General features: G+C 44.2%; 14 protein-coding genes, 2 tRNA genes and 3 rRNA genes. 17 read left to right on the forward strand and 2 right to left on the reverse strand.

Annotated features, from left to right (window positions below):
* Window positions 1-125 precede the first annotated feature (125 nt).
* From ptsG to V5G21_RS10330, 9 genes are all read left to right on the forward strand, one after another.
* Complete coding sequence (ptsG, locus tag V5G21_RS10290) at window positions 126-2,171, forward strand: glucose-specific PTS transporter subunit IIBC (RefSeq protein WP_073305876.1); 2,046 nt, start codon at window positions 126-128, stop codon at window positions 2,169-2,171.
* Window positions 2,172-2,269: 98 nt separating this feature from the next.
* Window positions 2,270-3,322: an Mrp/NBP35 family ATP-binding protein gene (locus tag V5G21_RS10295; protein WP_011245058.1), complete on the forward strand. Its 1,053-nt coding sequence runs from the start codon at window positions 2,270-2,272 to the stop codon at window positions 3,320-3,322.
* Between the two features lie 244 nt (window positions 3,323-3,566).
* Window positions 3,567-3,878: a PTS lactose/cellobiose transporter subunit IIA gene (locus V5G21_RS10300; protein WP_095253759.1), complete on the forward strand. Its 312-nt coding sequence runs from the start codon at window positions 3,567-3,569 to the stop codon at window positions 3,876-3,878.
* Window positions 3,879-3,890: 12 nt separating this feature from the next.
* Window positions 3,891-4,559: an N-acetylmannosamine-6-phosphate 2-epimerase gene (locus V5G21_RS10305; protein ID WP_073305880.1), complete on the forward strand. Its 669-nt coding sequence runs from the start codon at window positions 3,891-3,893 to the stop codon at window positions 4,557-4,559.
* Window positions 4,560-4,569: 10 nt separating this feature from the next.
* Window positions 4,570-4,890, forward strand: a complete 321-nt coding sequence (locus tag V5G21_RS10310; RefSeq protein ID WP_084140108.1) for a PTS sugar transporter subunit IIB — start codon at window positions 4,570-4,572, stop codon at window positions 4,888-4,890.
* Window positions 4,891-4,912: 22 nt separating this feature from the next.
* Window positions 4,913-6,223, forward strand: coding sequence for a PTS sugar transporter subunit IIC (locus V5G21_RS10315; protein WP_073305882.1), 1,311 nt, complete (start codon window positions 4,913-4,915; stop codon window positions 6,221-6,223).
* Window positions 6,224-6,310: 87 nt separating this feature from the next.
* Window positions 6,311-7,102, forward strand: a complete 792-nt coding sequence (locus tag V5G21_RS10320; protein ID WP_073305884.1) for a Cof-type HAD-IIB family hydrolase — start codon at window positions 6,311-6,313, stop codon at window positions 7,100-7,102.
* Window positions 7,103-7,133: 31 nt separating this feature from the next.
* The gene (locus tag V5G21_RS10325) at window positions 7,134-8,669 is read left to right on the forward strand and encodes a DUF4127 family protein (RefSeq protein WP_169715913.1); all 1,536 of its coding nucleotides are present in this window, start codon (window positions 7,134-7,136) and stop codon (window positions 8,667-8,669) included.
* A 19-nt stretch (window positions 8,670-8,688) separates the two neighbouring features.
* On the forward strand, window positions 8,689-9,498 hold the full coding sequence (locus tag V5G21_RS10330) for a MurR/RpiR family transcriptional regulator (RefSeq protein WP_073305886.1): 810 nt from the start codon (window positions 8,689-8,691) through the stop codon (window positions 9,496-9,498).
* A 52-nt stretch (window positions 9,499-9,550) separates the two neighbouring features.
* Here the strand turns inward: V5G21_RS10330 and gerD are convergent, their stop codons facing one another.
* Entirely contained in the window at window positions 9,551-10,135 is a 585-nt protein-coding gene (gene gerD / locus V5G21_RS10335; protein ID WP_011245063.1) for a spore germination lipoprotein GerD, read from the reverse strand.
* Between the two features lie 138 nt (window positions 10,136-10,273).
* Here gerD and V5G21_RS10340 point away from each other — a divergent pair, with 138 nt between their 5' ends.
* Window positions 10,274-10,858 (forward strand): KinB-signaling pathway activation protein, encoded by a 585-nt coding sequence (locus V5G21_RS10340; protein WP_073305888.1) that lies wholly within the window; start codon window positions 10,274-10,276, stop codon window positions 10,856-10,858.
* Between the two features lie 22 nt (window positions 10,859-10,880).
* On the opposite strand, the gene pdaB is transcribed toward V5G21_RS10340, so the two are convergent.
* Complete coding sequence (gene pdaB, locus V5G21_RS10345; RefSeq protein WP_073305890.1) at window positions 10,881-11,642, reverse strand: polysaccharide deacetylase family sporulation protein PdaB; 762 nt, start codon at window positions 11,640-11,642, stop codon at window positions 10,881-10,883.
* Window positions 11,643-11,762: 120 nt separating this feature from the next.
* Here pdaB and V5G21_RS10350 point away from each other — a divergent pair, with 120 nt between their 5' ends.
* The 7 genes from V5G21_RS10350 to V5G21_RS10380 all read left to right on the forward strand — a co-directional run bounded on the left by V5G21_RS10350 (window position 11,763) and on the right by V5G21_RS10380 (window position 26,014).
* The gene (locus V5G21_RS10350; protein ID WP_073305892.1) at window positions 11,763-11,999 is read left to right on the forward strand and encodes a hypothetical protein; all 237 of its coding nucleotides are present in this window, start codon (window positions 11,763-11,765) and stop codon (window positions 11,997-11,999) included.
* A 326-nt stretch (window positions 12,000-12,325) separates the two neighbouring features.
* A 16S ribosomal RNA gene (locus V5G21_RS10355) occupies window positions 12,326-13,876 on the forward strand.
* A gap of 459 nt (window positions 13,877-14,335) precedes the next feature.
* Window positions 14,336-17,272 (forward strand): 23S ribosomal RNA (locus V5G21_RS10360).
* Window positions 17,273-17,619: 347 nt separating this feature from the next.
* Window positions 17,620-17,735: ribosomal RNA gene (gene rrf, locus V5G21_RS10365) — 5S ribosomal RNA — on the forward strand.
* Together the 16S, 23S and 5S rRNA genes with 2 tRNA genes alongside form the textbook arrangement of a ribosomal RNA operon.
* A 22-nt stretch (window positions 17,736-17,757) precedes the next feature.
* Window positions 17,758-17,832: transfer RNA gene (locus V5G21_RS10370), tRNA-Asn, on the forward strand.
* Window positions 17,833-17,839: 7 nt separating this feature from the next.
* Window positions 17,840-17,912 (forward strand) — tRNA-Thr (locus V5G21_RS10375).
* Window positions 17,913-18,517: 605 nt separating this feature from the next.
* Window positions 18,518-26,014, forward strand: coding sequence for a SpaA isopeptide-forming pilin-related protein (locus V5G21_RS10380; RefSeq protein ID WP_338465498.1), 7,497 nt, complete (start codon window positions 18,518-18,520; stop codon window positions 26,012-26,014).
* Window position 26,015: the final 1 nt, after the last annotated feature.

The raw sequence follows: 26,015 nt of genomic DNA on the forward strand, positions 1-26,015 counted from the left end.
AACTGATTCGATCAGGCATGAGGAAAAAGAAATGGCTGGGTTTTAAAACCAATCCAGTGTCTTTTTGCTCATGCCTTTTTTGTGTTTCTACATACCATAAAAAACCAATTTAGGAGGGGATTTTATTGTTTAAAAATGCATTTGGCAAATTGCAAAAAATTGGGAAGGCGTTGATGCTCCCGGTTGCGATGTTGCCTGTAGCCGGATTGCTGCTGGGCATTGGTGCCGCTTTGCAAATGGAAAACACATTGAACTACATGCCGTTCTTAGAAGCAGGCTGGATTCAACATACGGCTGGTGTGATGGAAGCAGCTGGTGGCGTTATTTTTGACAACTTGTCTCTTATTTTCGCTGTCGGGGTCGCGATCGGCCTTGCCGGTGACGGTGCAGCTGCACTTGCAGCATTAGTCGGCTATTTGGTGATGAATACCGTGATGGGCCAATGGCTTGGGGTGAGCGCGGAAATGGTAGCCGAAGACCCGAGCTTTGCCAATATTCTAGGAATTGACACCCTGCAAACAGGCGTATTTGGCGGGATTATTGTCGGCTTAATTGCGGCTTACTGCTATAACCGCTTCTATGATATAGAAATGCCTGCTTTTCTTGGCTTTTTTGCCGGCAAACGGTTTGTCCCTATTATTACAGCAGTTGCTACATTTTTAATGGCGCTTCTTTTGCTTGTTGTTTGGCCGCCGATCCAACACGGCTTAAACAGCTTTTCTGAGTTTTTGTTAGGGTCGAGCTTGTATGTAGCTGTGTTTTTGTTTGGCTTTATCAGACGGCTTTTAATTCCTTTTGGACTGCACCATATTTTCCATGCTCCGTTCTGGTATGAATTTGGTTCATACACCAATGCGGCAGGGGAAATTGTCCGTGGCGATATGCTGATTTTCTTCGCCCAACTCCGTGATGGCGCGGAGTTGACGGCTGGCCACTTCATGGCAGGCGAATTTCCGATTTTTATGTTTGGCCTGCCAGCTGCAGCACTGGCGATGTACCATTGTGCCAAGCCTGAGAAGAAAAAACTGGTTGCCGGTTTGTTTGCTTCTGCGGCGCTGACATCGTTTTTGACAGGAATCACAGAACCGATTGAATTTACGTTCTTGTTCATCGCGCCAGTACTGTTTGTGCTACATGCAATCCTCGATGGCTTATCGTTTGTTTTGATGACGTTATTCGATGTTCATGTTGGGTTCACCTTTTCAGGCGGAGCGATTGACTTTTTCCTATTCGGGATCTTGCCGAATGAAGAACAATGGTGGATTACGATTCTCATTGGTCTCGTATTTGCGGCCATTTATTATGTCGTTTTCCGCTTTGCGATTCAAAAATTTAATTTAATGACGCCAGGGCGAGAAAATGACACGGCTAATGATTACAAAGGCAAAGGAAAAACAGGCGAGCTAGCAGGACAAGTATTGCAAGCGATGGGCGGGAAAGACAATATTGCTCATCTTGACGCATGCATTACGCGCCTGCGAGTATCGGTGAATGATATTAAAGCTGTCAATAAAGACGAACTGAAGGCCCTTGGTGCAGCTGGAGTGCTAGAAGTAGGCAACAACATCCAAGCGATTTTTGGCCCTCGCTCAGAGACGCTTAAAGGCCAAATTCAAGATGTCATGGCGGGAAAAACGCCTCGGCCACTAAAAACGAATCAACAAGAAGAAGTCAGTGAGCAACTGGAAGAAATTCAACCAGACGCATTGATGAATGAGGGGGCGTTCCTTGCACCAATGGCAGGTACGTTGATGCCACTCGCGGAGGTGCCCGATCAAGTCTTTTCCGAAAAAATGATGGGCGACGGCTTTGCGATAGATCCAGAAGACGGCATGGTTTATTCGCCTGTTGAAGGAAAAGTGACGACCGTCTTTCCGACGAAACATGCAATTGGACTGACGACCTCTACGGGAATGGAAGTGTTGATCCATATCGGCATCGATACAGTTAAACTTCAAGGAGAAGGATTTGACGTCCTTGTGGAAGAAGGCGATCAAATAAGCGCAGGTGACAAATTGGCCGAATTTGATTTAGATTATATCCGTAACCATGCTGGTTCTACGATTACGCCAGTCGTGTTTACCAACTTAGGAGCGGACAAGGCTGTCGTCATCAACAAAAAAGGACGAGTTCTGGCAAAAGAAAAAGGCATTGTCGCGGTGAACGGCTAAAAAGGATAAGAACTAGGGCGAAGCGCTCTAGTTCTTTCTGCTATTTATGTATGCTATACTGGGGAAAATAGGATCGATTGTTAAAGGAAGGTGCCTCGATGATAACGGATCAAGAAATAATGGAAGCGCTCAAACGAATAAAAGATCGTGACTTAAACAAGAGTATTGTAGAAACAGGCGGCATCCGTGAGCTAAAAAACAAAAACGGCCATGTCAGCCTAAAAGTCGCTTTAGCAAAAACGGGAACAGCGGAGCAAATGCAAGTCCAACAAGAAATTGTCAATGTCCTTAAAAGCGAGGGCGCTGAATCAGTCGGACTCCGTTTTGATACCCTTACTGAAGAAGAACTAGACGCACTCGGCGGCCTAAAAGAAGAGCCCTTTAACGGTCCTGCTTTGCTTGCGCCGACGAGCAAAACAACGTTTATTACAGTGGCGAGTGGAAAAGGCGGCGTTGGCAAATCGACCGTCTCTGTCAACACAGCAGTCTCGCTTGCCCGCCTCGGCAAAAAAGTCGGCATCATTGACGCCGATATTTACGGATTCAGTGTCCCTGACATGATGGGGATAGAGGAACGGCCGAAAGTGATCAACAAGCGTATCCATCCTGTTGAACGCTTTGGCGTTAAAGTCATCTCCATGGGCTTTTTCGTGGAAGACAATGCCCCTGTTATTTGGCGGGGACCGATGCTCGGGAAAATGATCAACCAATTCTTCTCTGAATGCGAATGGGGCGAGCTTGACTATCTCATCTTGGACTTGCCGCCAGGTACAGGCGATGTCGCTCTCGATTTGCATTCCATGCTGCCAGGTTCAAAGGAACTGATTGTGACCACTCCTCACGCAACAGCAGCATTTGTTGCGGCCCGTGCTGGTGCAATGGCGATAAAAACAAACCACGAAATGCTTGGCGTTGTAGAGAATATGGCTTACTTTGAAAGCAAAGTGACTGGGGAGAAAGAATATGTGTTTGGAACGGGCGGCGGCGAACGCTTGGCGGAAGAATTAAAAACGGAATTGCTTGCGCAAATTCCTCTCGGGCAGCCTGAGATTGATGAAAATGATTTTGCCCCGTCCGTTTATGCACAAGAACATCCAATTGGTGAGATTTACCACCGTTTGGCAGAACGAATTGTTGAAAAAACAGAGTGATGGAAAGAGGTTGGCTTAAAAGCGGGAGAAGCATTTGATGTGCTTCTCCCGCTTTTTTTGTTGGCTTTTCCTCTTCCATTTCTATCGTTTTCTTGAAAAGCTCTTCGTTAGGAGAGTACAAGTTTAAAAACGCCAAAATGAAATATTTTCTCCAAAATAATTATTATGGTGAAAATAACTTTACATTTTTATATTCTTCTTTTAAACTATAATTGTCATTTCCATTAGAGAAAGGAGGATTCCAATGAATATTCATGAAAACGCTTTTTCCATTATTTTGCATAGCGGAAATGCAAGGAGCAAAACGATGCAAGCATTACAATCCGCTAGAGAACAGCAATTTTCAGAAGCAGACAATTTGCTAGAGGAAGCAGAGAAGGAAATCAATGTCGCCCATAAAGTGCAAACCGAGATGATCCAAAGCAATGCGCGGGGGGAGGAAATCAACCTTTCTATTCTGCTCATCCATGCACAGGATCACTTAATGACCGCTATGTTGGCGATAGACTTAGCGAAAGAAATTCTATTGTTGCATAAAGAGAAAGTTCAAAAATAGGAGAAGTTGATCATGCTAAATGAGATAAAAGGTGGGCTAATTGTTTCTTGTCAAGCTTTAGAGGATGAGCCTTTGCATGGATCGATGATCATGGCAAAAATGGCGAAAGCAGCGAAGTGGGGAAACGCAGTTGGCATTCGCGCAAATTCGGTGGAAGATATTCAAGCGATAAAAAATGAAGTAGACCTTCCTGTAATCGGAATTATTAAACGGGAGTATCCCGAATCAGAAGTATATATTACACCTACCAAAGCAGAGGTAAATGAACTTTTAAGTACAGGTGTTGACATGATTGCAATCGATGCCACTAACAGGAAAAGGCCAAATGGTGGGCGTGTGGACCAGTTAGTCCGGCACATTCAGGCAAATCGCTGCTTAGTGATGGCCGATATTTCTACATTTGATGAAGGAGTGGAGGCAGCCAAGCTAGGGGTTGATTGCATTTCGACGACGTTATCAGGGTATACGCCTTATTCGCGACAACAGCGAGGGCCGGATTTTCATCTGCTCGAACAATTGGTTCGCGAACTAAACATGCCGATCATAGCTGAGGGGCGCATTCAAACACCTGAAGAAGCTAAAAAAGCGATAGAATTAGGCGCCCATGCAGTCGTGGTTGGGTCTGCAATTACTCGGCCGCAACTGATTACACACACATTTGCCGAAAAGTTAAAACAATAGGAGGGGTTGAATGATGTATAACGTGTTGGTGACCTGCAGTGCTGGAATGTCGACGAGCATGCTCGTACAAAAGGTCAAGAACGAGGCCGAAAAGCAAGGGGTAAACTTGAAAATTGAGGCTGTATCCATTACTGAAGGAAAAACGTTAGTTCAAAAACATGATTATGATCTTTTGCTATTAGGACCGCAAGTCGCATTTATGCAAAAACAAATGGAAGAGTTCGTTGATGGCCGCATGGCAGTGAAAGTGATCAACCAAGCTGATTATGGCATGCTGCGGGGAGACAAAGTGCTTCAAGATATTGTAGAAACGATTGAGCAGTCTAAATAATAGGCTTAAGGGGGGATTGTGGGTGAACAAACTATCCGATAAGATCGCAACTTGGCTGGCACCTGTTGCGAACAAATTCGCCAATCAGCGCCATTTAGGAGCTGTCCGTGATGGTTTTATTTTACTAATTCCTTTAGTCATTGTTGCTTCATTCTTCATATTAATTAACAATGTTGTGCTAGACCCAGACAATGGCATTTTGAAAAATGTCATCGATTTAAGTCAATTTAAAGGGATTGGAACCCAAGTTTATAATGGAACGCTAGGGTTTCTCTCGATATTTGTTGCATTTACTGTTGCCTATAAGCTGGCGGTAAGCTACGGCAAAGACGGGGTCATTCCTGGCGTCATGTCTGTAGCTGTCCTTGTGACGATGTTCCCTTCTGTATTAGAAGTGACCCCTCTTAATAGCGAGGCCGCCGTACAAGTAACAGGGATGATTACACAGACAGAGACATCAGCAACAGGTTTGCTGTTTGCGATCATTTCTGCGTTGCTCGGAACAGAGCTCTTTTTAAAGCTTCAAGAAAACAAGAGATTCCGAATATCGCTACCTGAAAGTGTCCCACCTGCAGTATCTAGGTCATTTGAAGCGTTGATTCCAGCCTTTGTTACACTGTCGTTCTTTGGAACATTGGTGTTTCTCCTACAATCAATGTTTGGCTTAGGACTGCAAGAAATCGTAACAGAGGTTATCCAGGTGCCTCTTAAGGCCATTTTCCAAGGTTTAGTCGGCATTAACGTTGTGATGACCTTTCAAAATCTACTGTGGGGAATGGGTATCCACGGGACGTTCGTTCTTGGGCCGATAACAGAACCGACGTTGCTCACAGCGATTCAGGAAAATATCAATGCCTTTCAAACTAATATAGAAATTCCTAATATTGTTACAAAACCATTTATTGATAGTTTCGCCATGCTTGGAGGCGGCGGATGTACGATCGGATTGATCATTGCCATTTTCATTGCCTCAAAACGAGCAGAATATCGAGAGGTTGCTAAATTTTCGCTGGCACCAGGTTTGTTTAATATTAATGAACCATTAATGTTTGGACTGCCAGTTATACTAAACCCTATTTTAGCGATCCCCCTTATCCTTGTGCCATTGGTTAATTTAAATATTGCTTACATGGCTACTTCGTTAGGGTTCATATCAAAAACCGTTGTCATGGTTCCTTGGACAACACCTCCTGTACTATCTGCTTTTTTATCAACGGCAGGTGACTGGAGGGCTGCGCTTTTAGCGGTGCTGTTAATTGGTATTTCCGTATTCATTTACCTTCCTTTTGTTATCGCAGCGAATAAAGTTGCGAACGAGGAAAGAAGTCACTAAATCTTTTTTAAATCAGTTAGGTTGTATCGACGGCCGATACAACCTATTGGTTCTTTATTCGAAAAACGATCGTTCAGGAGGATGTCAATGACAAACCTTGTAGCATGTGATTTAGATGGAACTTTACTTGATAAACAAAATCGCATTATGGCTGGCACAAAAGATGTCATCCAAGCATTCCATCATGCAGGCGGCTCATTCATGATTGCGACAGGAAGGCTGGACCACGATATTGTTTATGTTGAAAATCAACTAGGGATTGCTGGAGAGTTTCGCATCAGTCAAAACGGCGCGGTGATTAAAGATAAAGAGAACCGAATTTTATTAAAAAAAGAGATCCATTCAGACGTTGCACAAAGATTAATGAGAGACCTTAAAGAATGGGATGTTCGTATTGAAGTATCCGATATAAATCATCGCTATTTTCCATCCCCACGGAAGGAAGGGGAAGTAGCTGAGTTTATCGACTCCTCAATTATTGAACCTGATCTTGAGCAAAAGGTAGGCGTCCAAATTCAACCAATCATTTTCCTCATTTTTGGTGATGTAGGGATCTTTGCTGAAATCAAACAAAGTCTTTCTAAAAAATACGATGGCTATGTTGATTTCATCGCCACGAGTCCACATACATTAGAAATTTTACCCCACGGCGTATCAAAAGGGACTGCCCTAGAAAAAACGATGGAAAAGCTAAAGGCCAACTCGAAGCAAGTCGTTGCAATAGGCGACTCTGAAAACGATTTATCATTATTTGACGTCGCTGGCTATTCATTTGCGATGGAACATGCCCCAGAAGCTGTAAAACAAAAGGCAACCGTAGTGAAGACAAGTGTCAAAACCTGCATGGAAGAGATCCTTGAACAGTTAAAATCGAAGTAACTTGCGTTTTCCTAAAAGGAGTGTGAAACATTTGTACACGATCGTTTATATCCCGTTAGATGAACGTCCATGCAATTATGCTTATCCGTCGTTCTTAGCCAACACTAGGTCAGATGTGCAATTACGCATGCCGCCTATCCATCTATTGGGAGACAAGAAGAAGCCTGCTGACACGGAAGCTTTATGGAAGTTTGTGTTTGATCAAGCAAAAACGGCGGATGCCCTTGTATTATCTACTGATATGCTGCTTTATGGAGGGCTACTTCCCTCTCGGCTGCATCATTTAAGCGAAGATGAAGGGTTGAAGCGTATCAATTATTTTCGAACATTACGGAAAGTGGTTGGGAATAAACCGATATTCGCGTTTAGTTTAATTATGCGAACGCCTCGTTATAACAGCGCTGATGAGGAGCCCGATTATTATGAACAGTACGGAGAACGTATATATAAACAGGCCTATTTAACCGATAAATGGGAACGAAGCGGCTTGTCTCAAAAAGAGCAAGAGGAACTTCAAACGATTCGACATGAGGTTCCAAAAGACATCATTAAAGACTATGAAGACAGACGAGCGTTTAACTTAAATATGAATGTCAAGATTACGGAATTAGTCGAGAACGGCGTCATTGACTTTTTAGCGATACCACAAGACGATTCTGCCGAATACGGCTATACATCACAGGACCAAAAACGAGTCTATGACCAAATTGTAAGCAAGAGGCTGCAATCGAAAGTGGCCGTGTACCCTGGAGCTGATGAGGCCGGTTCCTCTTTAGTAGCAAAAGCATTTAATCATTTAAACAAACGAACAATGAAAGTTTATCCATTCTTTAGCTCAACTTTGGGTGCCAATATCATTCCGTTATATGAAGACAGGCCGCTGGCAGAAAGTTTAAAATCACACTTGTTTGTCACGGATTGTATTTGGGTCTCGAATCCAGAGCAAGCCGATTTTATTTTGGCTGTGAATACGGCTGGAAAAATCATGCAAGAATCGTCCGATCAAATGGCAAAAGATAGTACGTACAATAGCTTTCGTCAATTGAGGGTTTTTGTCCATACGATTGAGCGATATGTACAAGAGGGCATCCCTGTAGCGGTCGTGGATAGTGCTTTTGCTAATGGGGGTGATCTAGAGCTAATTGCACTTTTAGATGACAGTAGGCTGCTAGACCACATTATTTCGTACAAAGCGTGGAACACAAACTGCAATACGATCGGGACTTCAATAGCAGCAGCAATTTTCGGCTTTGAGAGCACCAATCGGCATACGGTCAACTTAAAGAAAAACATTCTCTATCACCTGTTGGATGATGGGTTTTACCAGGGTGCTATAAGGAAATCGGTCACTGATACATTCCTGCCGGGCATTGGAGCTAACTATTTCGATGTGAAAGGAAAAGAAGAAGTGGTCGGGGAAAAAATAGTAACGCTCTTGAAAGAAGCGTTTGATACAAACATTCGACATAGTTTTAAAAATATAGTAGTATCCAATCTAGAGATTACATTCCCTTGGAAGCGGATGTTTGAAATCGGCATTCATCTAGACATTCGGGAAACTCATTGATAGATGAGGGGGGCATGGAGTGAATGTAACCGACGTGTTAACAGTGATCAAAAGTATTTACCCTTCCTTAACGAAAAGTGAACAACGGGTAGCCCAATATATAACAGAACATTACGATCACTTTGTTTTTCCATCACTAACGGAGTTCGCTAGGGAATGCGGGGTGGGGGAAGCGACCGTTTTTCGCTTCTTTAAAAAGCTTGGTTTTTCCGGGTACCATGAATTCAAAACGAATATGGTGAAACAACTGCGAAACCCAACACCGTCCACTTTTAGTACTGAGGTCCAAGAAACCTATGAAGAGATTATTCAAATGCTAAATGACACACGGAATTTGGCTGATAATGAGGTCCTCAAAAAGGCTGCCACTTGGATAATGGAAAGCCGATCCATCTATCTATTTGGGATTGGGTTTTCAGGGCTAGCAGCTCAAGGCGCGCAAATTAGACTCATGCGCCTCGGCTATAAAGCGTATGCTTTTTCGGATCAACATACACAATTTATTAGCTCCCATCTGATCTCTGAGGGCGACTTAGCGATTGCCTTTAGCATTACTGGAGATACGAAAGAAACCATTCGCTGGCTTGAAAATGCGAAGAAAAACAAGGCAAAGTCCATTGCGATCACAAATCATTCCCACTCGCCGATCACGAATATCGGAGAGATGATTATTCATACAGCAGGAAAAGAAATCGAACAAGAAGGTAGTACGTTAATTACACAAATGTCACAGCTTTTTGTAACCGAACAAATTTGTCAACATCTATATGAGTTAGATAAAGACAATATCGAATTAGCCAAAAAGAAAATATCTGAATCGATTGATTGAATTTGAAAAAAGCCCAGCAGGCCGCGATCTACGACCTGGTGGGCAGTTTTTTTTACGAACCTTCTTTATTCTGATCTTGTCCTTTTGTTTGCTTTTCCATTGCCTTGCTCATTAAATCAGTCATTTTTGAGGCGAAATAAGGACTTTCCAGCGCTTCGTTCATGATGCCCATAATTTGTTCACGGTACTCTTTTGACTTCATCAGTTCCAGCGCTTGCTCGCCCATTTGCGGATCTTTTAAGATGTCCATCATCATTTGCTGGTATTCAGGGTCTTTCATCAATGACTTTAAAATCTTTTCATTTTCCGATTGCATGCTCTCTGCAAATGTTTTGGCAAACTCAGGGTCTTTCATGACTTCTTGCCAAAAGGTTTTGCCTTCTTCAGATGTTAACGTATCTTGGATGGTTTTTTTGACAAAGTCACTATCCATGACAAGTTCTTCCCGCATATCTTCCTCGGCAATCAATTCATGGAACGCTTTTTTGCCCTCATCCGTTTTTAACAAATCAATGACCATTTTTTTGGTGCCCTCATAATCGGCGTTCTGTTGCGCCTCTGTCTGGGCGCACCCAGCCAACACGAGCAGACCGAGCAACGGCAATGCCAACAAAACTTTCCAATTCTTTTTGCTCATGGATGAATGATTCCTTTCTGCATTATCATGATGGCTTTAGTGTTTGTTGCCTGCGACAAAATATGCATAACGCGCTGGCGTTTCATGAAAAGGGTTGCTACAATGAAAGCGAGGCATAACGAACTGGGGGATAGGCTTGTGAACAGCAAAAAAGTTGTTTTCCTTTTTTGGTCGACGCTGCTTTTTGGAAGCGTTAGCGGCGGGATCGTCGGTTTTTTTATCAATTTAGAGGTATATCTTGGGGATGGCATTGGCAACCTAATCGTAGGCATTATCTATATGCTTGGCATTAGCGCCGCTTTTAGCTTGGTCGCCCAAATGGGGTTTTTTGCTTATTTGTTTTTACACCGATTTGGTTTAGGATTATCGAAATCGCATACGTTATGGAATCGGATACAGTGGGTACTAATCGCGTTTGTCTTTTTTGACCTTGTCTATTTCCGATACATTGCATTCGGAAAAGAGCACTCCTTTTGGGGATATTTAGTAATCCCGACATTGCTATTTATTTATGCGTTTATTGTGGCACGAATTAAGGCAAAAGAAACAAACAAAGGCGCATTTGTCCCCGCGCTTTTCTTTATGTTTGTCATTACAACGATTGAGTGGGTGCCAGCTTTAGTAGCAAACGACGGCAGGTGGTTGGTGTTATACATCACGCCTCTGCTTGTGGCAAATACATGGCAGCTGTTGATGTTGCACCGGCTAATCGCTAAACCGTAAAAAACGCCTGTACAGGCGTTTTTTAATTTACTTCATTGCTCGTTGCATCGGCGCTGTTCATGAGCTCTTCTAAGGTGGCAAGTTCATAATCGCGTTTTTCCAACTCTTTCAAAATAGTTGGCAATGCTGCCCCAGTTTGCTTAACGGTGTCTGAAGCATGGAACATTAAAACATCGCCAGAATTAGTCGCATTTAAAACATTGTCAATGATTTGCGCAGTTCCAGGATTTTTGTAATCGTAAGAATTCACGCTCCAATGGACAATGTCGAAGCCTTGCTGTTCCGCTAAAGCAAGTGTGCGTGTTGTAAATGCGCCATTTGGAGGGCGAAGGAGTGTCGGTGTTTCACCTGTTAATTCTTGCAACACTTGTTTGCTTCTTCTCATATCTTTAATGACTTGCTCATCATCCATAGCGGTATAATTTTTATAGCGGTACCCATGGCTGCCAATGTGGAAACCGGAATCTGCAATTTCTTTGACTAATTCGGGGTATGTTTCGGCCCATGAAGCCGAAACGAAAAAAGTTGCGTGCTCCACATCGTTTTCCTTCAATATGTTTACAATCGGCAGTACATTTTGTTCTCCCCAGCTTATGTTAAACGTAAGCGCAATTTTATGGTCAGCGTTTTCGGCCCGGTAAAAAGCTTGCGGACCATCTGGAGTTGTAAAGACGGAAATATGGTCACGCTGGATAAACAGCCAGCTAGCAACGAATAGAGAAGCGATGCAAATAAACAGCAGTGGCTTCCATTTTTTCAAATTAAACACCCAAATTCCTTTCATGTACACCGCTCCTTCAATTGTTCTCAAAGACAAGATATGTTTGTCCGCGGAAGATATGAATAAAAAAGCAGCAAAACGAAAAGACTGTCCAACTAGGAACCCATGAAAGCGGTGAGATCGATGTTAGGAATGATGTTGTCTGATAAAGAAGTAAAAGAAATGGAATACTTAGTAAAGCGTGAGCTGGAAGCCCTATTGATTGATCTTTCCGATGAGCGGCTTGATGGTGTTATAAAAAACGTCATGATTGAAAAATACAGCATTCTTTTTCATTTATATAAACGTGTCGCTCCTCCACAGGACCATGTTCGCTATGCTCTCTCTTCATTTCGGACACAAACCAATAAAAAGTCTTAAATACAGGCGTTGACGAAAAGGCATACTAGGTGTATATTTTTATGTACCGTCTTCATTCTTTTGGGCGGTTGTATAAAAAAGTTTTTAAAAACCGTTGACAAATGGTTGGATGTAGTGTAAATTATTAAGAGTCGCCAAGAGAGAACGGCGACAAACGAGTCCTTTGAAAACTGAACAAAAGCCAAGCGTAAAAGAGATACAAGGTATCTCGTCAATGATAGTGAGCCACAACTTCGGTTGTGCAATGAAGCTAAGGATCTTCGGTTAAGGTCGCGACGTCCTGTCGCAACACCGAAGCCAACACATCCGTGTGTAAGTAAACTTTTTTAACGGAGAGTTTGATCCTGGCTCAGGACGAACGCTGGCGGCGTGCCTAATACATGCAAGTCGAGCGGACAGATAAGGAGCTTGCTCCTTTGACGTTAGCGGCGGACGGGTGAGTAACACGTGGGCAACCTGCCCCTTAGACTGGGATAACTCCGGGAAACCGGAGCTAATACCGGATAATCCCTTTCTCCACCTGGAGAGAGGGTGAAAGATGGCTTCGGCTATCACTAAGGGATGGGCCCGCGGCGCATTAGCTAGTTGGTAAGGTAACGGCTTACCAAGGCAACGATGCGTAGCCGACCTGAGAGGGTGATCGGCCACACTGGGACTGAGACACGGCCCAGACTCCTACGGGAGGCAGCAGTAGGGAATCTTCCGCAATGGACGAAAGTCTGACGGAGCAACGCCGCGTGAGTGAGGAAGGCCTTCGGGTCGTAAAGCTCTGTTGTGAGGGAAGAAGCGGTACCGTTCGAATAGGGCGGTACCTTGACGGTACCTCACCAGAAAGCCACGGCTAACTACGTGCCAGCAGCCGCGGTAATACGTAGGTGGCAAGCGTTGTCCGGAATTATTGGGCGTAAAGCGCGCGCAGGCGGCTTCTTAAGTCTGATGTGAAATCTCGGGGCTCAACCCCGAGCGGCCATTGGAAACTGGGGAGCTTGAGTGCAGAAGAGGAGAGTGGAATTCCACGTGTAGCGGTGAAATGCGTAGAGATGTGGAGGAACACCAGTGGCGAAGGCGACTCTCTGGTCTGTAACTGACGCTGAGGCGCGAAAGCGTGGGGAGCAAACAGGATTAGATACCCTGGTAGTCCACGCCGTAAACGATGAGTGCTAGGTGTTAGGGGTTTCGATGCCCGTAGTGCCGAAGTTAACACATTAAGCACTCCGCCTGGGGAGTACGGCCGCAAGGCTGAAACTCAAAGGAATTGACGGGGACCCGCACAAGCAGTGGAGCATGTGGTTTAATTCGAAGCAACGCGAAGAACCTTACCAGGTCTTGACATCCTTTGACCACCCAAGAGATTGGGCTTCCCCTTCGGGGGCAAAGTGACAGGTGGTGCATGGTTGTCGTCAGCTCGTGTCGTGAGATGTTGGGTTAAGTCCCGCAACGAGCGCAACCCTTGATCTTAGTTGCCAGCATTGAGTTGGGCACTCTAAGGTGACTGCCGGTGACAAACCGGAGGAAGGTGGGGATGACGTCAAATCATCATGCCCCTTATGACCTGGGCTACACACGTGCTACAATGGATGGTACAAAGGGCAGCGAAACCGCGAGGTGAAGCCAATCCCATAAAGCCATTCTCAGTTCGGATTGCAGGCTGCAACTCGCCTGCATGAAGCCGGAATTGCTAGTAATCGCGGATCAGCATGCCGCGGTGAATACGTTCCCGGGTCTTGTACACACCGCCCGTCACACCACGAGAGTTTGTAACACCCGAAGTCGGTGAGGCAACCTTTTGGAGCCAGCCGCCTAAGGTGGGACAAATGATTGGGGTGAAGTCGTAACAAGGTAGCCGTATCGGAAGGTGCGGCTGGATCACCTCCTTTCTATGGAGTTTTTACTCTAGTCGATGTATGACCTTCGGTCATATAACGCTTAGGCTATTTGTTCAGTTTTGAGAGGACTCAATACTCTCGATTAAAATGCTTTTGCTCCTGCGGTTACTCGTCGCAAGGCAGCACGAAGCATAAACTGAGAAGTGTTACATGATGTAATTGAAATCAGTAGCCTTGTTCAGTTTTGAGAGGACTCAAAACTCTCAGGTTCTTTGAAAACTAAATCCAGAAATAACTCAAATTGATCTTTGTTCATCGGTTGTATAACTGTTTGAACGAGACGTCAAGAATTCAATGCATACCTTTTTTATGTATTTTTTTCATTTCACAAAGAGAACCAAGCAGGTCGAGGATGGGAAATGTTCGAAGGAGGGAGCGTAGTTGCCTACGTGACCGACTGAGAATCATGAACCAGACGAAGAGATGCGACGGTTATCTGACGTGAAAAAAGGATAAGTTAGAAAGGGCGCACGGTGAATGCCTTGGCACTAGGAGCCGATGAAGGACGCGACGAACCGCGATAGGCTTCGGGGAGCTGTAAGTAAGCTTCGATCCGGAGATTTCCGAATGGGGGAACCCACCATCCGTAATGGGATGGTACTGGCATCTGAACACATAGGATGTCGAGAGGCAGACCCGGGGAACTGAAACATCTAAGTACCCGGAGGAAGAGAAAGCAAATGCGATTTCCTGAGTAGCGGCGAGCGAAACGGAAACAGCCCAAACCAAGAGGCTTGCCTCTTGGGGTTGTAGGACACTCAACAACGGAGTGATCAAGAAACGGAGTAGGTGAACTGTCTGGAAAGGCAGGCCGAAGAAGGTAACAGCCCTGTAGCTGAAACTTCGTTTCCTCCAGAGTGGATCCTGAGTACGGCGGGACACGTGAAACCCCGTCGGAATCCGGGAGGACCATCTCCCAAGGCTAAATACTCCCTAGTGACCGATAGTGAACCAGTACCGTGAGGGAAAGGTGAAAAGCACCCCGGAAGGGGAGTGAAAGAGATCCTGAAACCGTGTGCCTACAACTAGTCAGAGCCCGTTAACGGGTGATGGCGTGCCTTTTGTAGAATGAACCGGCGAGTTACGGTATCGTGCAAGGTTAAGCTGATGAAGCGGAGCCGCAGCGAAAGCGAGTCTGAATAGGGCGCATAAGTACGATGCCGTAGACCCGAAACCGGGTGATCTACCCATGTCCAGGGTGAAGGTCGGGTAACACCGACTGGAGGCCCGAACCCACGCAAGTTGAAAATTGCGGGGATGAGGTGTGGGTAGGGGTGAAATGCCAATCGAACTCGGAAATAGCTGGTTCTCCCCGAAATAGCTTTAGGGCTAGCCTCGAGTGATGAGTCTTGGAGGTAGAGCACTGATTGGACGAGGGGTCCCCACAGGATTACCGAATTCAGTCAAACTCCGAATGCCAATGACTTTAACTCGGGAGTCAGACTGCGAGTGCTAAGATCCGTAGTCAAGAGGGAAACAGCCCAGACCATCAGCTAAGGTCCCCAAGTATACGTTAAGTGGAAAAGGATGTGGAGTTGCCCAGACAACCAGGATGTTGGCTTAGAAGCAGCCATCATTGAAAGAGTGCGTAATAGCTCACTGGTCGAGTGACTCTGCGCCGAAAATGTACCGGGGCTAAACGTATCACCGAAGCTATGGCAATCCCGTATGGGATTGGGTAGGGGAGCGTTCCAAGGACAGCGAAGCCAGATCGTGAGGACTGGTGGAGTGCTTGGAAGTGAGAATGCCGGTATGAGTAGCGAAAAGATAGGTGAGAATCCTATCCGTCGAAAGCCCAAGGTTTCCTGAGGAAGGCTCGTCCGCTCAGGGTTAGTCGGGACCTAAGCCGAGGCCGAAAGGCGTAGGCGATGGACAACAGGTTGATATTCCTGTACCACCTCGTATTCGTTTGAACGATGGGGGGACGCAGAAAGGTAGGGTGAGCGCGCCGCTGGCTGTGCGCGTCGAAGCATGCGAGGCTGGAACATAGGCAAATCCGTGTTCCGTAAGGCTGAGCTGTGACCGTGAAGGACCTTCGGGTCCGAAATCCCTGATCCTCCGCTGCCGAGAAAAGCCTCTAGTGAGAATACAGGTGCCCGTACCGCAAACCGACACAGGTAGGCGAGAAGAGAATTCTAAGACGCTCGGGAGAACTCTCGTTAAGGAACTCGGCAAAATGACCCCGTAACTTCGGGAGAAGGGGTGCTCTAGTAGGGTTAACCGCCCGAGAGAGCCGCAGTGAAAGGATCCAAGCGACTGTTTAGCAAAAACACAGGTCTCTGCGAAGCCGTAAGGCGAAGTATAGGGGCTGACACCTGCCCGGTGCTGGAAGGTTAAGAGGAAGGGTCATCCCAAATGGTGAGAAGCTCTGAATTGAAGCCCCAGTAAACGGCGGCCGTAACTATAACGGTCCTAAGGTAGCGAAATTCCTTGTCGGGTAAGTTCCGACCCGCACGAATGGTGCAACGACTTGGATACTGTCTCAACGAGAGACCCGGTGAAATTATAGTACCTGTGAAGATGCAGGTTACCCGCGACAGGACGGAAAGACCCCATGGAGCTTTACTGTAGCTTGATAGTGAGTGTTGGTATCATCTGTACAGGATAGGTAGGAGCCTTGGAAACCGGAGCGCTAGCTTCGGTGGAGGCGTCGGTGGGATACTACCCTGATGGTGCTGGCATTCTAACCTCGACCCGTGATCCGGGCCAGGGACATTGTCAGGTGGGCAGTTTGACTGGGGCGGTCGCCTCCTAAACAGTAACGGAGGCGCCCAAAGGTTCCCTCAGAATGGTTGGAAATCATTCGTAGAGTGCAAAGGCAGAAGGGAGCTTGACTGCGAGACCTACAAGTCGAGCAGGGACGAAAGTCGGGCTTAGTGATCCGGCGGTGCCGTATGGAAGGGCCGTCGCTCAACGGATAAAAGCTACCCTGGGGATAACAGGCTTATCTCCCCCAAGAGTCCACATCGACGGGGAGGTTTGGCACCTCGATGTCGGCTCGTCGCATCCTGGGGCTGAAGTAGGTCCCAAGGGTTGGGCTGTTCGCCCATTAAAGCGGCACGCGAGCTGGGTTCAGAACGTCGTGAGACAGTTCGGTCCCTATCCGTCGCGGGCGTAGGAAATTTGAGAGGAGCTGTCCTTAGTACGAGAGGACCGGGATGGACATACCGCTGGTGTACCAGTTGTTCCGCCAGGAGCATCGCTGGGTAGCTACGTATGGACGGGATAAGTGCTGAAAGCATCTAAGCATGAAGCCCCCCTCAAGATGAGATTTCCCATGGCGTAAGCCAGTAAGACCCCTTAGAGATGATGAGGTTGATAGGTCAGAAGTGGAAGCGTGGCGACACGTGGAGCGGACTGATACTAATCGGTCGAGGACTTATCCTATACATTCTTGACACTTGAGTATTTCGGATTTAGTTTTGAAAGAATCACCGATTCTTTCCATACTTACACTTCAGAGCAGACGAAGAGATTCGCCGCTTATTCTGAAGTCAGAGAAGCGAGGAGTTCGAGGACAGGAGTGCTCGAAGAAGGGTGCGTACCCAAACGTACGTGACTGACTGAGAGACACGAACTGGACGAAGAAATCCGAAGCTTAAACGATTGACAAAGAGAAGCAAGAAGGTCGAGGATTGGAAGTGTTCGACTGAAGGAGCGTACAAATGTACGTGACTGAAGAAGAATCACGAACGAGACGAAGAGATTCGCCGCTTATCTGAAGTCAAGTAGAGTCCGGTGACAATGGCAAAGAGGTCACACCCGTTCCCATGCCGAACACGGTCGTTAAGCTCTTTTGCGCCGATGGTAGTTGGAGGCTTCCTCCTGCGAGAGTAGGACGTTGCCGGGCTTTTTCTATATATTTTTTTCGTTCCACAGTAGCTCAGTGGTAGAGCTATCGGCTGTTAACCGATCGGTCGCAGGTTCGAATCCTGCCTGTGGAGCCATTTTTGTGCTTCCATAGCTCAGTCGGTAGAGCACCACCATGGTAAGGTGGGGGTCAGCGGTTCAAGTCCGCTTGGAAGCTTTCTTATACTGATAATAAAGTTTCTCCGTCGATGGAGAAGCTTTTTTGTTTTTAAACCAAAAGTTTTCCTATGAAACATTGCGAGTCCTTCAGCCAAACCACATAAAATGGATGACGGATATCAACTAAAAAAACAAGGAAACGAATTCTCAAATTCACTTATAAAATACCACATAAAAAAAGTATAAAACACACAAGTCCAAAGCACTTCTTTTTTACCATTTTTATCTATTTTCGTGAGTTTTATTTCAATATATATTAAAGTGAGATTAACTTACTATAGAATTAATTAATCCTTGTTATAACAAGAGCAATTTAGGTTGGTAATTTAACTTTTAATACAGGCTACGCACTAAAAATAGCTTTTCAGTAAATGCTGTAGAGAACATCATAATAAGTTATGCAAAATGATTATTTAGAACTATATAAAATTCTTATTTTTACAATTAACTTATCTTGATAAGATGATATTACTATGTATAATTTGACAGATTTTTTAACGATGTTATGATTTTGTGTAAATATATGGGCTAATAACGCATCTATTGACGCTTAATAGCATGTAAGGCTCTATATAGTTATTAATTTTATTTAAGGAGGGCTCTATGAGAAAGCAGAAGGGTAACATAAGAAAAGGCTTTATAGTAATGCTTATTTTCTTAATTCTTTTCTTGCCGTTTGGACAAGTTGGGTTAACGGAAGCTTCGGAAAGAAAGTTTGAGAACGAACTTGATATCTCTGTTGAAGGGACACCAACCCAAGAACAAGTTATTCTTAATGTAGTAACAGACTACTCGGATTTAAACAATTTGGAGCTTGTTCTTCCAAAAGGAATTGAATATGATGAAGAGAGCACGAAAGAGTTAAATTCTAATAGTGAAATTACGTATCATTATGAGGAGAATCGTTTAAATATCCCGAAAGAAAAAGGGTCTCCAATCTCTGAAAATATCATTTTAACAGGGTTCAATGTAGGCGATAATATTCTACAAGTTAGAGGCCAATTTGAAGACGGTGGCACTGAAATTGTAGAGTTTAAGGTTTCCGTGGAATCGGATAGTTCCAGTGGGAATGAAGATTTAGAAGAACTTGATACGGAAGCGGAAGTAGAAGAATTTGAAAAAAACCATTCGGATCAACCAGAGTCAGATAACTTAAATGAGGATGAACAACTAGAAGAAAATAAATCTGAAGACAATTACGCTGATGAAACAAATGGTGATAATCAAGAAGAATCCTCACCCACAAACAGTGAAACAGAATCCCAACAGCAAGAAGAAACAAATCAACATGAAGAAGAGAGTAATGAAGATCAAGATAAGCCTATCTTTACACCAATGGCAGGAGATTTAAATGTAGATATTGATATTTCACCATTGAATGCGAGTGTCTTGGCTGGGAACGATGCAGCTTATAAGTTAGTGTTTAAAACAACCGGTTCTATTACAGAATACACGAATGCAAGAATAACAATCGATTTGCCACTTTCAAATGAAGTGACCTTTAATCAATCGTTATCAGAATTAAGAATAGCTGGTGTAGAACCAACATTTGATTCGGAAACAAGCCAGTTAGTGTATCAATTTGAACGGTTACAAGCAGGTCAAACGTATGAAAATATTATCAAATTGGCGACAACAAATGGTTTGATGGCTAATGGTACAGAGCTTGGCGTGCAAGCCTCATTTGAAGCGGATCAATTCGGTGAGGTGCAAGATACCGCAACAGTCGTAATCGATGCTTCTACTACTATTTCTGCTTCTAAACGATATACGGAAGCCAGAGGCAATGATAGGAACTTACCAATCCCTAATGCACAAACGGTATGGAAAATGAAAGTAGACATTCCGAAAAACAATATAGGACAAAATTATTTAGAGCCCGGCTCTCAAATTACTGTCGTTGATACGCTTCCAAATGGTTTAACATACCATTCAACGATCACTGGTCCCGAGCCAGAACAAACTGGAAATACTTTAACTTGGACATTTGAGGCGCCAAGTATTGAAGAACAAGAAGCGGCAGAAGACACATTGTTTAACACGGAGCTAGAAGTTGTATTAAGAGTAGGTAATAATACAGTTGATCAAACGTTGACAAATAATGTTGATGTTACTGCTCAGTTTATTGGTAATGATAATGATACCACTGTTAACGCAAATCACAGTGTAACGATAGCTAATTCTGATCTTGCGAGTGGAGAAATTCGAGGAAATGTGTTTGTTCCTGGGCATATTGGACCTATAGATGATAAGGGGAATATCGGTTCAAATACAAATAGAGACCCGAATCCTCTTGTATATGACGATGCGCTATTAGCCTTTTTTCATAATGTCTCACCCTTACATGAAAGTAGCGAAGGGGATTTCCAAGCGTATACAACCGTAATGAACATTGATGAACATTTAGTGTTCAAAGAAATGAAAACAGGTAATAATTTTGTTTATAGACCTACTAACCAATTTCCTCCTGGTGTTCCATTTATAGATCCACCTCGTTTTAATATTGAGGCAGATGTGGATGGAGAACGTTTGGTTTTAGTCGAAAATGCTAGTGTTCAACAGACTTACACTAGAGCAGATTTAGGAATTGAAGAAGGCGCACGAGTAAGTGCGATTTATCTTAATTTCACGTATGCTCCTAGTGGCATGAGTGGAGCTCATCCGACATACTATTTTGAAGTAGAACCAGGCTATGTAGGAAGTGTGACAAATGAATTTGACGTATATGGTACCGGTGGAGATGGCACAGTATTTGGAAATAACACAAACGGTAGGAAATATGGGTCCGCAGAATTCTTTAATAACATCGCCGGTCCCCGTTCTGCACAAATTGCTCCACGACCGACAGATCAACCGCCAATTGCTACGGTTGATGTAGAATTAACGAATCATCAAGGTGCCTATGTAGATTTTGGTGAAAACCGTATGCGTGTAAACTTAAATACGGAGAATAGTTCTACGTTGGCGATGAATGAGCCATTAGAGGCTATGGTGTTGTTACCGCCTGGTGTCACCATATCCGATAATCCAGACGCTGATTTTACCGATGCGGACGGAAGAGCTTCAGATGGGTCATTTGAAATTGTAAGTGATAATTACAATGATACAGGTCGACAGCTTGTTAAGTTTAATTGGACGGATCGTCTACTTAGACCAGGTAATAACGTAGCCTCTGAGATTAATATTCAGATCAATGAAGGGGCAGCGAATGTACTCACCTTTGATGTATATGGGTTCTCAGGTGATGAGGCGTTAACTGTACCGTCTGTTGATAATCCAGGACTAACAGATACCGTTTTACAAACGGATTCAGAGGATTTAAACGGAAATGGCAATGTTGATCAACCTCGTTTGAAATCGAGTAACGAATATTATATGAGTGGTCAGTATAATATCCAGACAGAGAAACTTGTCAGAGGAGAATTAGATGATGAGTTTACTAGGTTTGGAAGAACGGTTCCTGGAGGAGCAATTGATTATCAATTAACCCTAACGAATACAACGGGAAGTACAATTTCTACGATGACATTAATGGATGTTTTGCCATCTGTTGGTGACTTAGGTATCACTGATAATATTGATCGTGGTAGTCAATTCACACCGCAGCTGACAGAAGCGATTCAGCTTCCGTCACAATGGACAGATCGAGTGGATGTGTATTATAGTACTGCACTCACTCCAGAACGAGATGACTTAATCAGACATACCAATTACCCTGACACAACAGAGCAACTCTCTAATCCTGAAGGGGCACAGGTGCCGAATTGGGTCTTGGCATCTGAGGTAGATGATTGGTCTTCCATTCATTCCTTTAAGATTGAGCTTAGAGATGGAGTAGAATGGATTGATGGAGAAGATATTGCCATTACTTTCACTATGATAGCTCCAGAAGCAGCGGATGTGGATCCGAGTGTATTGGATAAAACAGTAAATCCTACTCAAAGAGCCGCATGGAACTCTTTTGCGATCGCGACTGATCAAGGACAACCTGTCGAACCAGCAAGAGTTGGCGTGTACATGGATCTGGATAACTCTGTTCAACTAACAAAGCAGAGTGAGGACGGAGAGCTCCTTGAGGGGGCGGTGTTTACACTATTTAATGAGGCAGGCGATGAGGTAGCTACCGGCTTAACAACTGATGAGAACGGAATTCTTTTCATCGAGGATCTTTTGCCTGGAAACTACGAATTAGTTGAAACACAGGCGCCAACGGGTTATGTGTTAGATGCTACACCTATTCCTTTTACCATTGATTTGGCGGTTCAAGAACTAATTGAACTGACAAAAGAGAATAGCCCGTTACCAGGCTCTGTGGGACTTAGTAAAGTGGGAGAGGATGGCGAAACGCTTGAAGGAGCTGTTTTCAGTCTATTCGATTCCGAAGACAATGAACTTCAAACAGACCTAACCACAAATGAAGAAGGTCGACTCGTCGTAGAAGATTTAGTGCCAGGTAGCTACTATTTTGTAGAGACTGAAGCACCTTTTGGTTATGTGTTAGACGATTCACCGTTACCATTTGAAATCGACTTTAACCAAGAATCGCAGGTAGAATTAACGAAAGAGAACACGTTAATACCAGGTGCGGTTGAACTAACAAAGGAAGATGAAGATGGAACGATTCTTGAAGGCGTGGAATTCGAGCTTCAAGATAGTGATGGCAATACATTACGTGAAGGCTTGCTTACAGATGTAGAAGGTAAACTTTTCATTGACGATTTAACACCAGGAAGCTATCAATTGGTTGAAACAGCAACACTCCCAGGCTATGAGCTGGATCCAACACCGATTTCATTTGAGATTGGCTTAGGACAAACAACTGTAACTGAAGTAAGCTTTGTGAACGAGTTTACGCCAGGCTCTGTCGGTTTAACAAAAGTCGGAGAAAATGGGGATACGCTCGAAGGAGCTGTTTTCAGCCTATATGATGCAGAAGATAATGAACTACAAACAGATCTAACCACAAATGAAGAAGGTCGATTGGTTGTAGAAGATCTGGCACCAGGCAGCTACTACTTTGTAGAGACTGAAGCACCGTTTGGTTATGTGCTAGACGATACGCCATTAGCATTTGAAATCGACTTTAATCAAGAGGCACAACTGGAATTAACAAGAGAAAATCTCTTAATTCCGGGCGCTGTTGAATTAACGAAAGTCGATGAAGAAGGGGCCCTTCTTGAAGGTGTAGAGTTTGAGCTTCAGGATAGTGATGGAAATGTACTACGTGAAGGATTACTCACTGATGAAGAAGGAACACTCTTTATTGACGATTTAACACCAGGAAGCTATCAATTGGTGGAAACAGCAACGCTCCCAGGATATGAACTGAATCCAACACCGATCCCTTTTGAAATTGGTTTAGGGGAGACGACTGTAGGAGAACTTAGTTTCATTAATGAGTTTACGCCAGGCTCTGTTAGCTTAACAAAAGTTGGGCAAGGCGGGGTAGTGCTTGATGGAGCCGTCTTCAGCTTATTTGATGCAGAAGACAATGAATTACAAACAGGTTTAACAACAAACGAAGAAGGTCAATTAGTAGTAGAAGATTTAGCACCAGGCACCTACTATTTTGTAGAAACAGAGGCGCCATTCGGCTATGAGTTGGACGATACTCCTTTAGAGTTTGAGATCATCTTTAATCAAGAGTCGCAGCTAGAATTAACGAAAGAAAACACGGTGATTCCAGGTGCTGTTGAATTGACGAAAGAAGATGAAGATGGAACCGTCCTAGAAGGTGTAGAGTTTGCCCTCCAGGATAGTGAAGGAAATGTATTACAAGAGGGACTGCTAACGGATGAAGAAGGTACGCTGTTTATTGATGGTCTAGTACCAGGCAACTATCAGCTAGTCGAAACAGCCACGATTCCAGGATATGTATTGGATCCAACACCAATCCCATTTGAAATTACACTGGGTCAAACAGAAACCGTAGAACTAAGCTTTGTGAATGAGTTCAGCCCAGGGTCTGTCGGCCTGATAAAGGTTGGAGAGACTGGAGAAACACTTGAAGGAGCTGTTTTCAGCCTATATGATGCAGAAGACAATGAACTTCAAACTGGACTAACAACGGATGAAGATGGAAGAATCGTCGTTGAAAATCTTGAACCAGGCAATTACTACTTCGTAGAGACGGAAGCGCCGTTCGGTTATGAGCTGGATGACACGCCGTTAGAGTTTGAAGTTGTCTTTAATCAAGAGGAGCAACTGGAACTAACGAAAGAAAATACCTTGATTCCAGGAGCTATTGAGTTAACGAAAGAAGACGAAGATGGCACCCTTCTTGAAGGGGTTGAATTTGAACTTCAGGACAGCGAAGGAAACACACTGCGTGACGGATTGCTTACAAATGAAGAAGGCAAGTTGTTGATTGATGATTTAGCACCAGGAAATTATCAACTCATTGAAACAGCGACGCTTCCTGGTTATGAGCTAGATCCAACACCGATTGTGTTTGAAATTGGGTTAGGAGAAACAACGGTAGGAGAACTTAGTTTTGTTAATGAATTCACGCCAGGCTCTGTCGGACTGACTAAGGTCGATGAAGGAGGAGAAACGCTTGAAGGAGCGGTCTTCAGCTTATTCGATGCAGAAGATAATGAACTGGAAACAGGACTAACAACAAATGAAGAAGGTCGATTAGTAGTAGAGGGCTTAGCACCAGGCAGCTACTACTTTGTAGAAACCGAAGCACCGTTTGGATACGAGCCAGACTCTACACCGTTAGAGTTTGAGATTGTATTCAATCAAGAAGCGCAGCTAGAACTAACAAAGGAAAATGTGTTGATTCTAGGTGCCGTTGAATTAACAAAAGAAAATGAAAATGGAACGCTTCTTGAAGGTGTAGAGTTTGAACTTCAGGACAGTGAAGGAAATACACTGCGTGAAGGGTTGCTCACAGGAGAGAATGGTGTGCTGTTATTGGATGATTTAGAGCCAGGCAGCTATCAATTGGTTGAAACGGCAACGATTCCAGGTTATGAGCTAGACCCTACGCCAATCCCATTTGAGATTGAACGAGGCCAAACAGAAACCATTGAATTGAGTTTTGTAAACGAGTTTACGCCAGGATCAGTTGGGCTGACAAAGGTCAATGCAGATGGGAACGTTCTTGAAGGAGCGGTCTTCACATTATATGATGCAGAAGGCAATGTACTTAAAACCGATCTGACAACGGATGAAGAGGGTCGACTAATAGTAGAAGAGTTACCACCAGGCAGCTATTACTTTGTAGAAACCGAAGCACCAATAGGGTATGAACTGGATGCAACACCACTTGAATTTAAGATCGTATTTAATCAAGAAGCACAGGTGGAAGTTATAAAAGAAAACACCATACTACCAGGCGCAGTTGAACTGACAAAAGTTGATGAAGACGGAGAGACACTTGAAGGAGCAGTCTTCACTTTATACGATTCTGAAGGTGAAGATCTTCAAACGGGTCTCACAACGGACGAGGAAGGTAAACTGGTGGTAAGTGACTTAGTGCCAGGCAGCTACTATTTTGTGGAAACCGAAGCGCCGTTTGGCTACAAGTTAGATGAGAAGCCATTAACATTCGAAATTGAGTTCAATCAGCAGGAAGTTGTAATGCTAGAGGCAATCAATCACTTGATTTTAGGTAGTGTAACCATTATTAAAGTTGATTCAGAAACGGATGCAACGTTGCAGGGGGCAGAATTTGAAATTCGAGATGATAAGGATCAAGTAGTAGAGACGATTATTACAAATGATCTTGGTTTAGCAGATGTTAAAGATTTAACCCCGGGCGATTATCAATTAATTGAAACTAAAGCGCCTGAAGGTTACCAGCAGTTAGATCATGCGATTGAATTTACGGTGAAGGTTGGAGCAGAAGAAGTTCTAGAGCTATTCGTGCAAAACACGAAACAGCCATCGGAAGAGCTGACTCCTCCACCGATATCTGAAACACCAGAACCATCCGAAACACCTCCAACGAGTGAAAAAACAGAGGACTTGCCTAAAACATTACCTCAAACTGGTGAGGAATGGTTTAGATATCTATTAATAGTAGGTTCATTATTCATTATCGTTGGAAGCTTGCTCGTAGTGTTTAATCGAAGAAAAGGGGCTATTTCTTAAT

The organism is Shouchella rhizosphaerae, assembly GCF_036700015.1.
GTDB classification, from domain to species: Bacteria; Bacillota; Bacilli; order Bacillales; family Bacillaceae_D; genus Shouchella; species Shouchella rhizosphaerae.

Bases quoted from the DNA above. Each gene is read 5' to 3' on its own strand.
- V5G21_RS10295 (WP_011245058.1), top strand. From the start codon at position 2,270: ATGATAACGGATCAAGAAATAATGGAAGCGCTCAAACGAATAAAAGAT.
- V5G21_RS10300 (WP_095253759.1), top strand. From the start codon at position 3,567: ATGAATATTCATGAAAACGCTTTTTCCATTATTTTGCATAGCGGAAAT.
- V5G21_RS10305 (WP_073305880.1), top strand. From the start codon at position 3,891: ATGCTAAATGAGATAAAAGGTGGGCTAATTGTTTCTTGTCAAGCTTTA.
- V5G21_RS10310 (WP_084140108.1), top strand. From the start codon at position 4,570: ATGATGTATAACGTGTTGGTGACCTGCAGTGCTGGAATGTCGACGAGC.
- V5G21_RS10320 (WP_073305884.1), top strand. From the start codon at position 6,311: ATGACAAACCTTGTAGCATGTGATTTAGATGGAACTTTACTTGATAAA.
- gerD (WP_011245063.1), bottom strand. From the start codon at position 10,135: ATGAGCAAAAAGAATTGGAAAGTTTTGTTGGCATTGCCGTTGCTCGGT.
- pdaB (WP_073305890.1), bottom strand. From the start codon at position 11,642: ATGAAAGGAATTTGGGTGTTTAATTTGAAAAAATGGAAGCCACTGCTG.
- V5G21_RS10350 (WP_073305892.1), top strand. From the start codon at position 11,763: ATGTTAGGAATGATGTTGTCTGATAAAGAAGTAAAAGAAATGGAATAC.
- V5G21_RS10380 (WP_338465498.1), top strand. From the start codon at position 18,518: ATGAGAAAGCAGAAGGGTAACATAAGAAAAGGCTTTATAGTAATGCTT.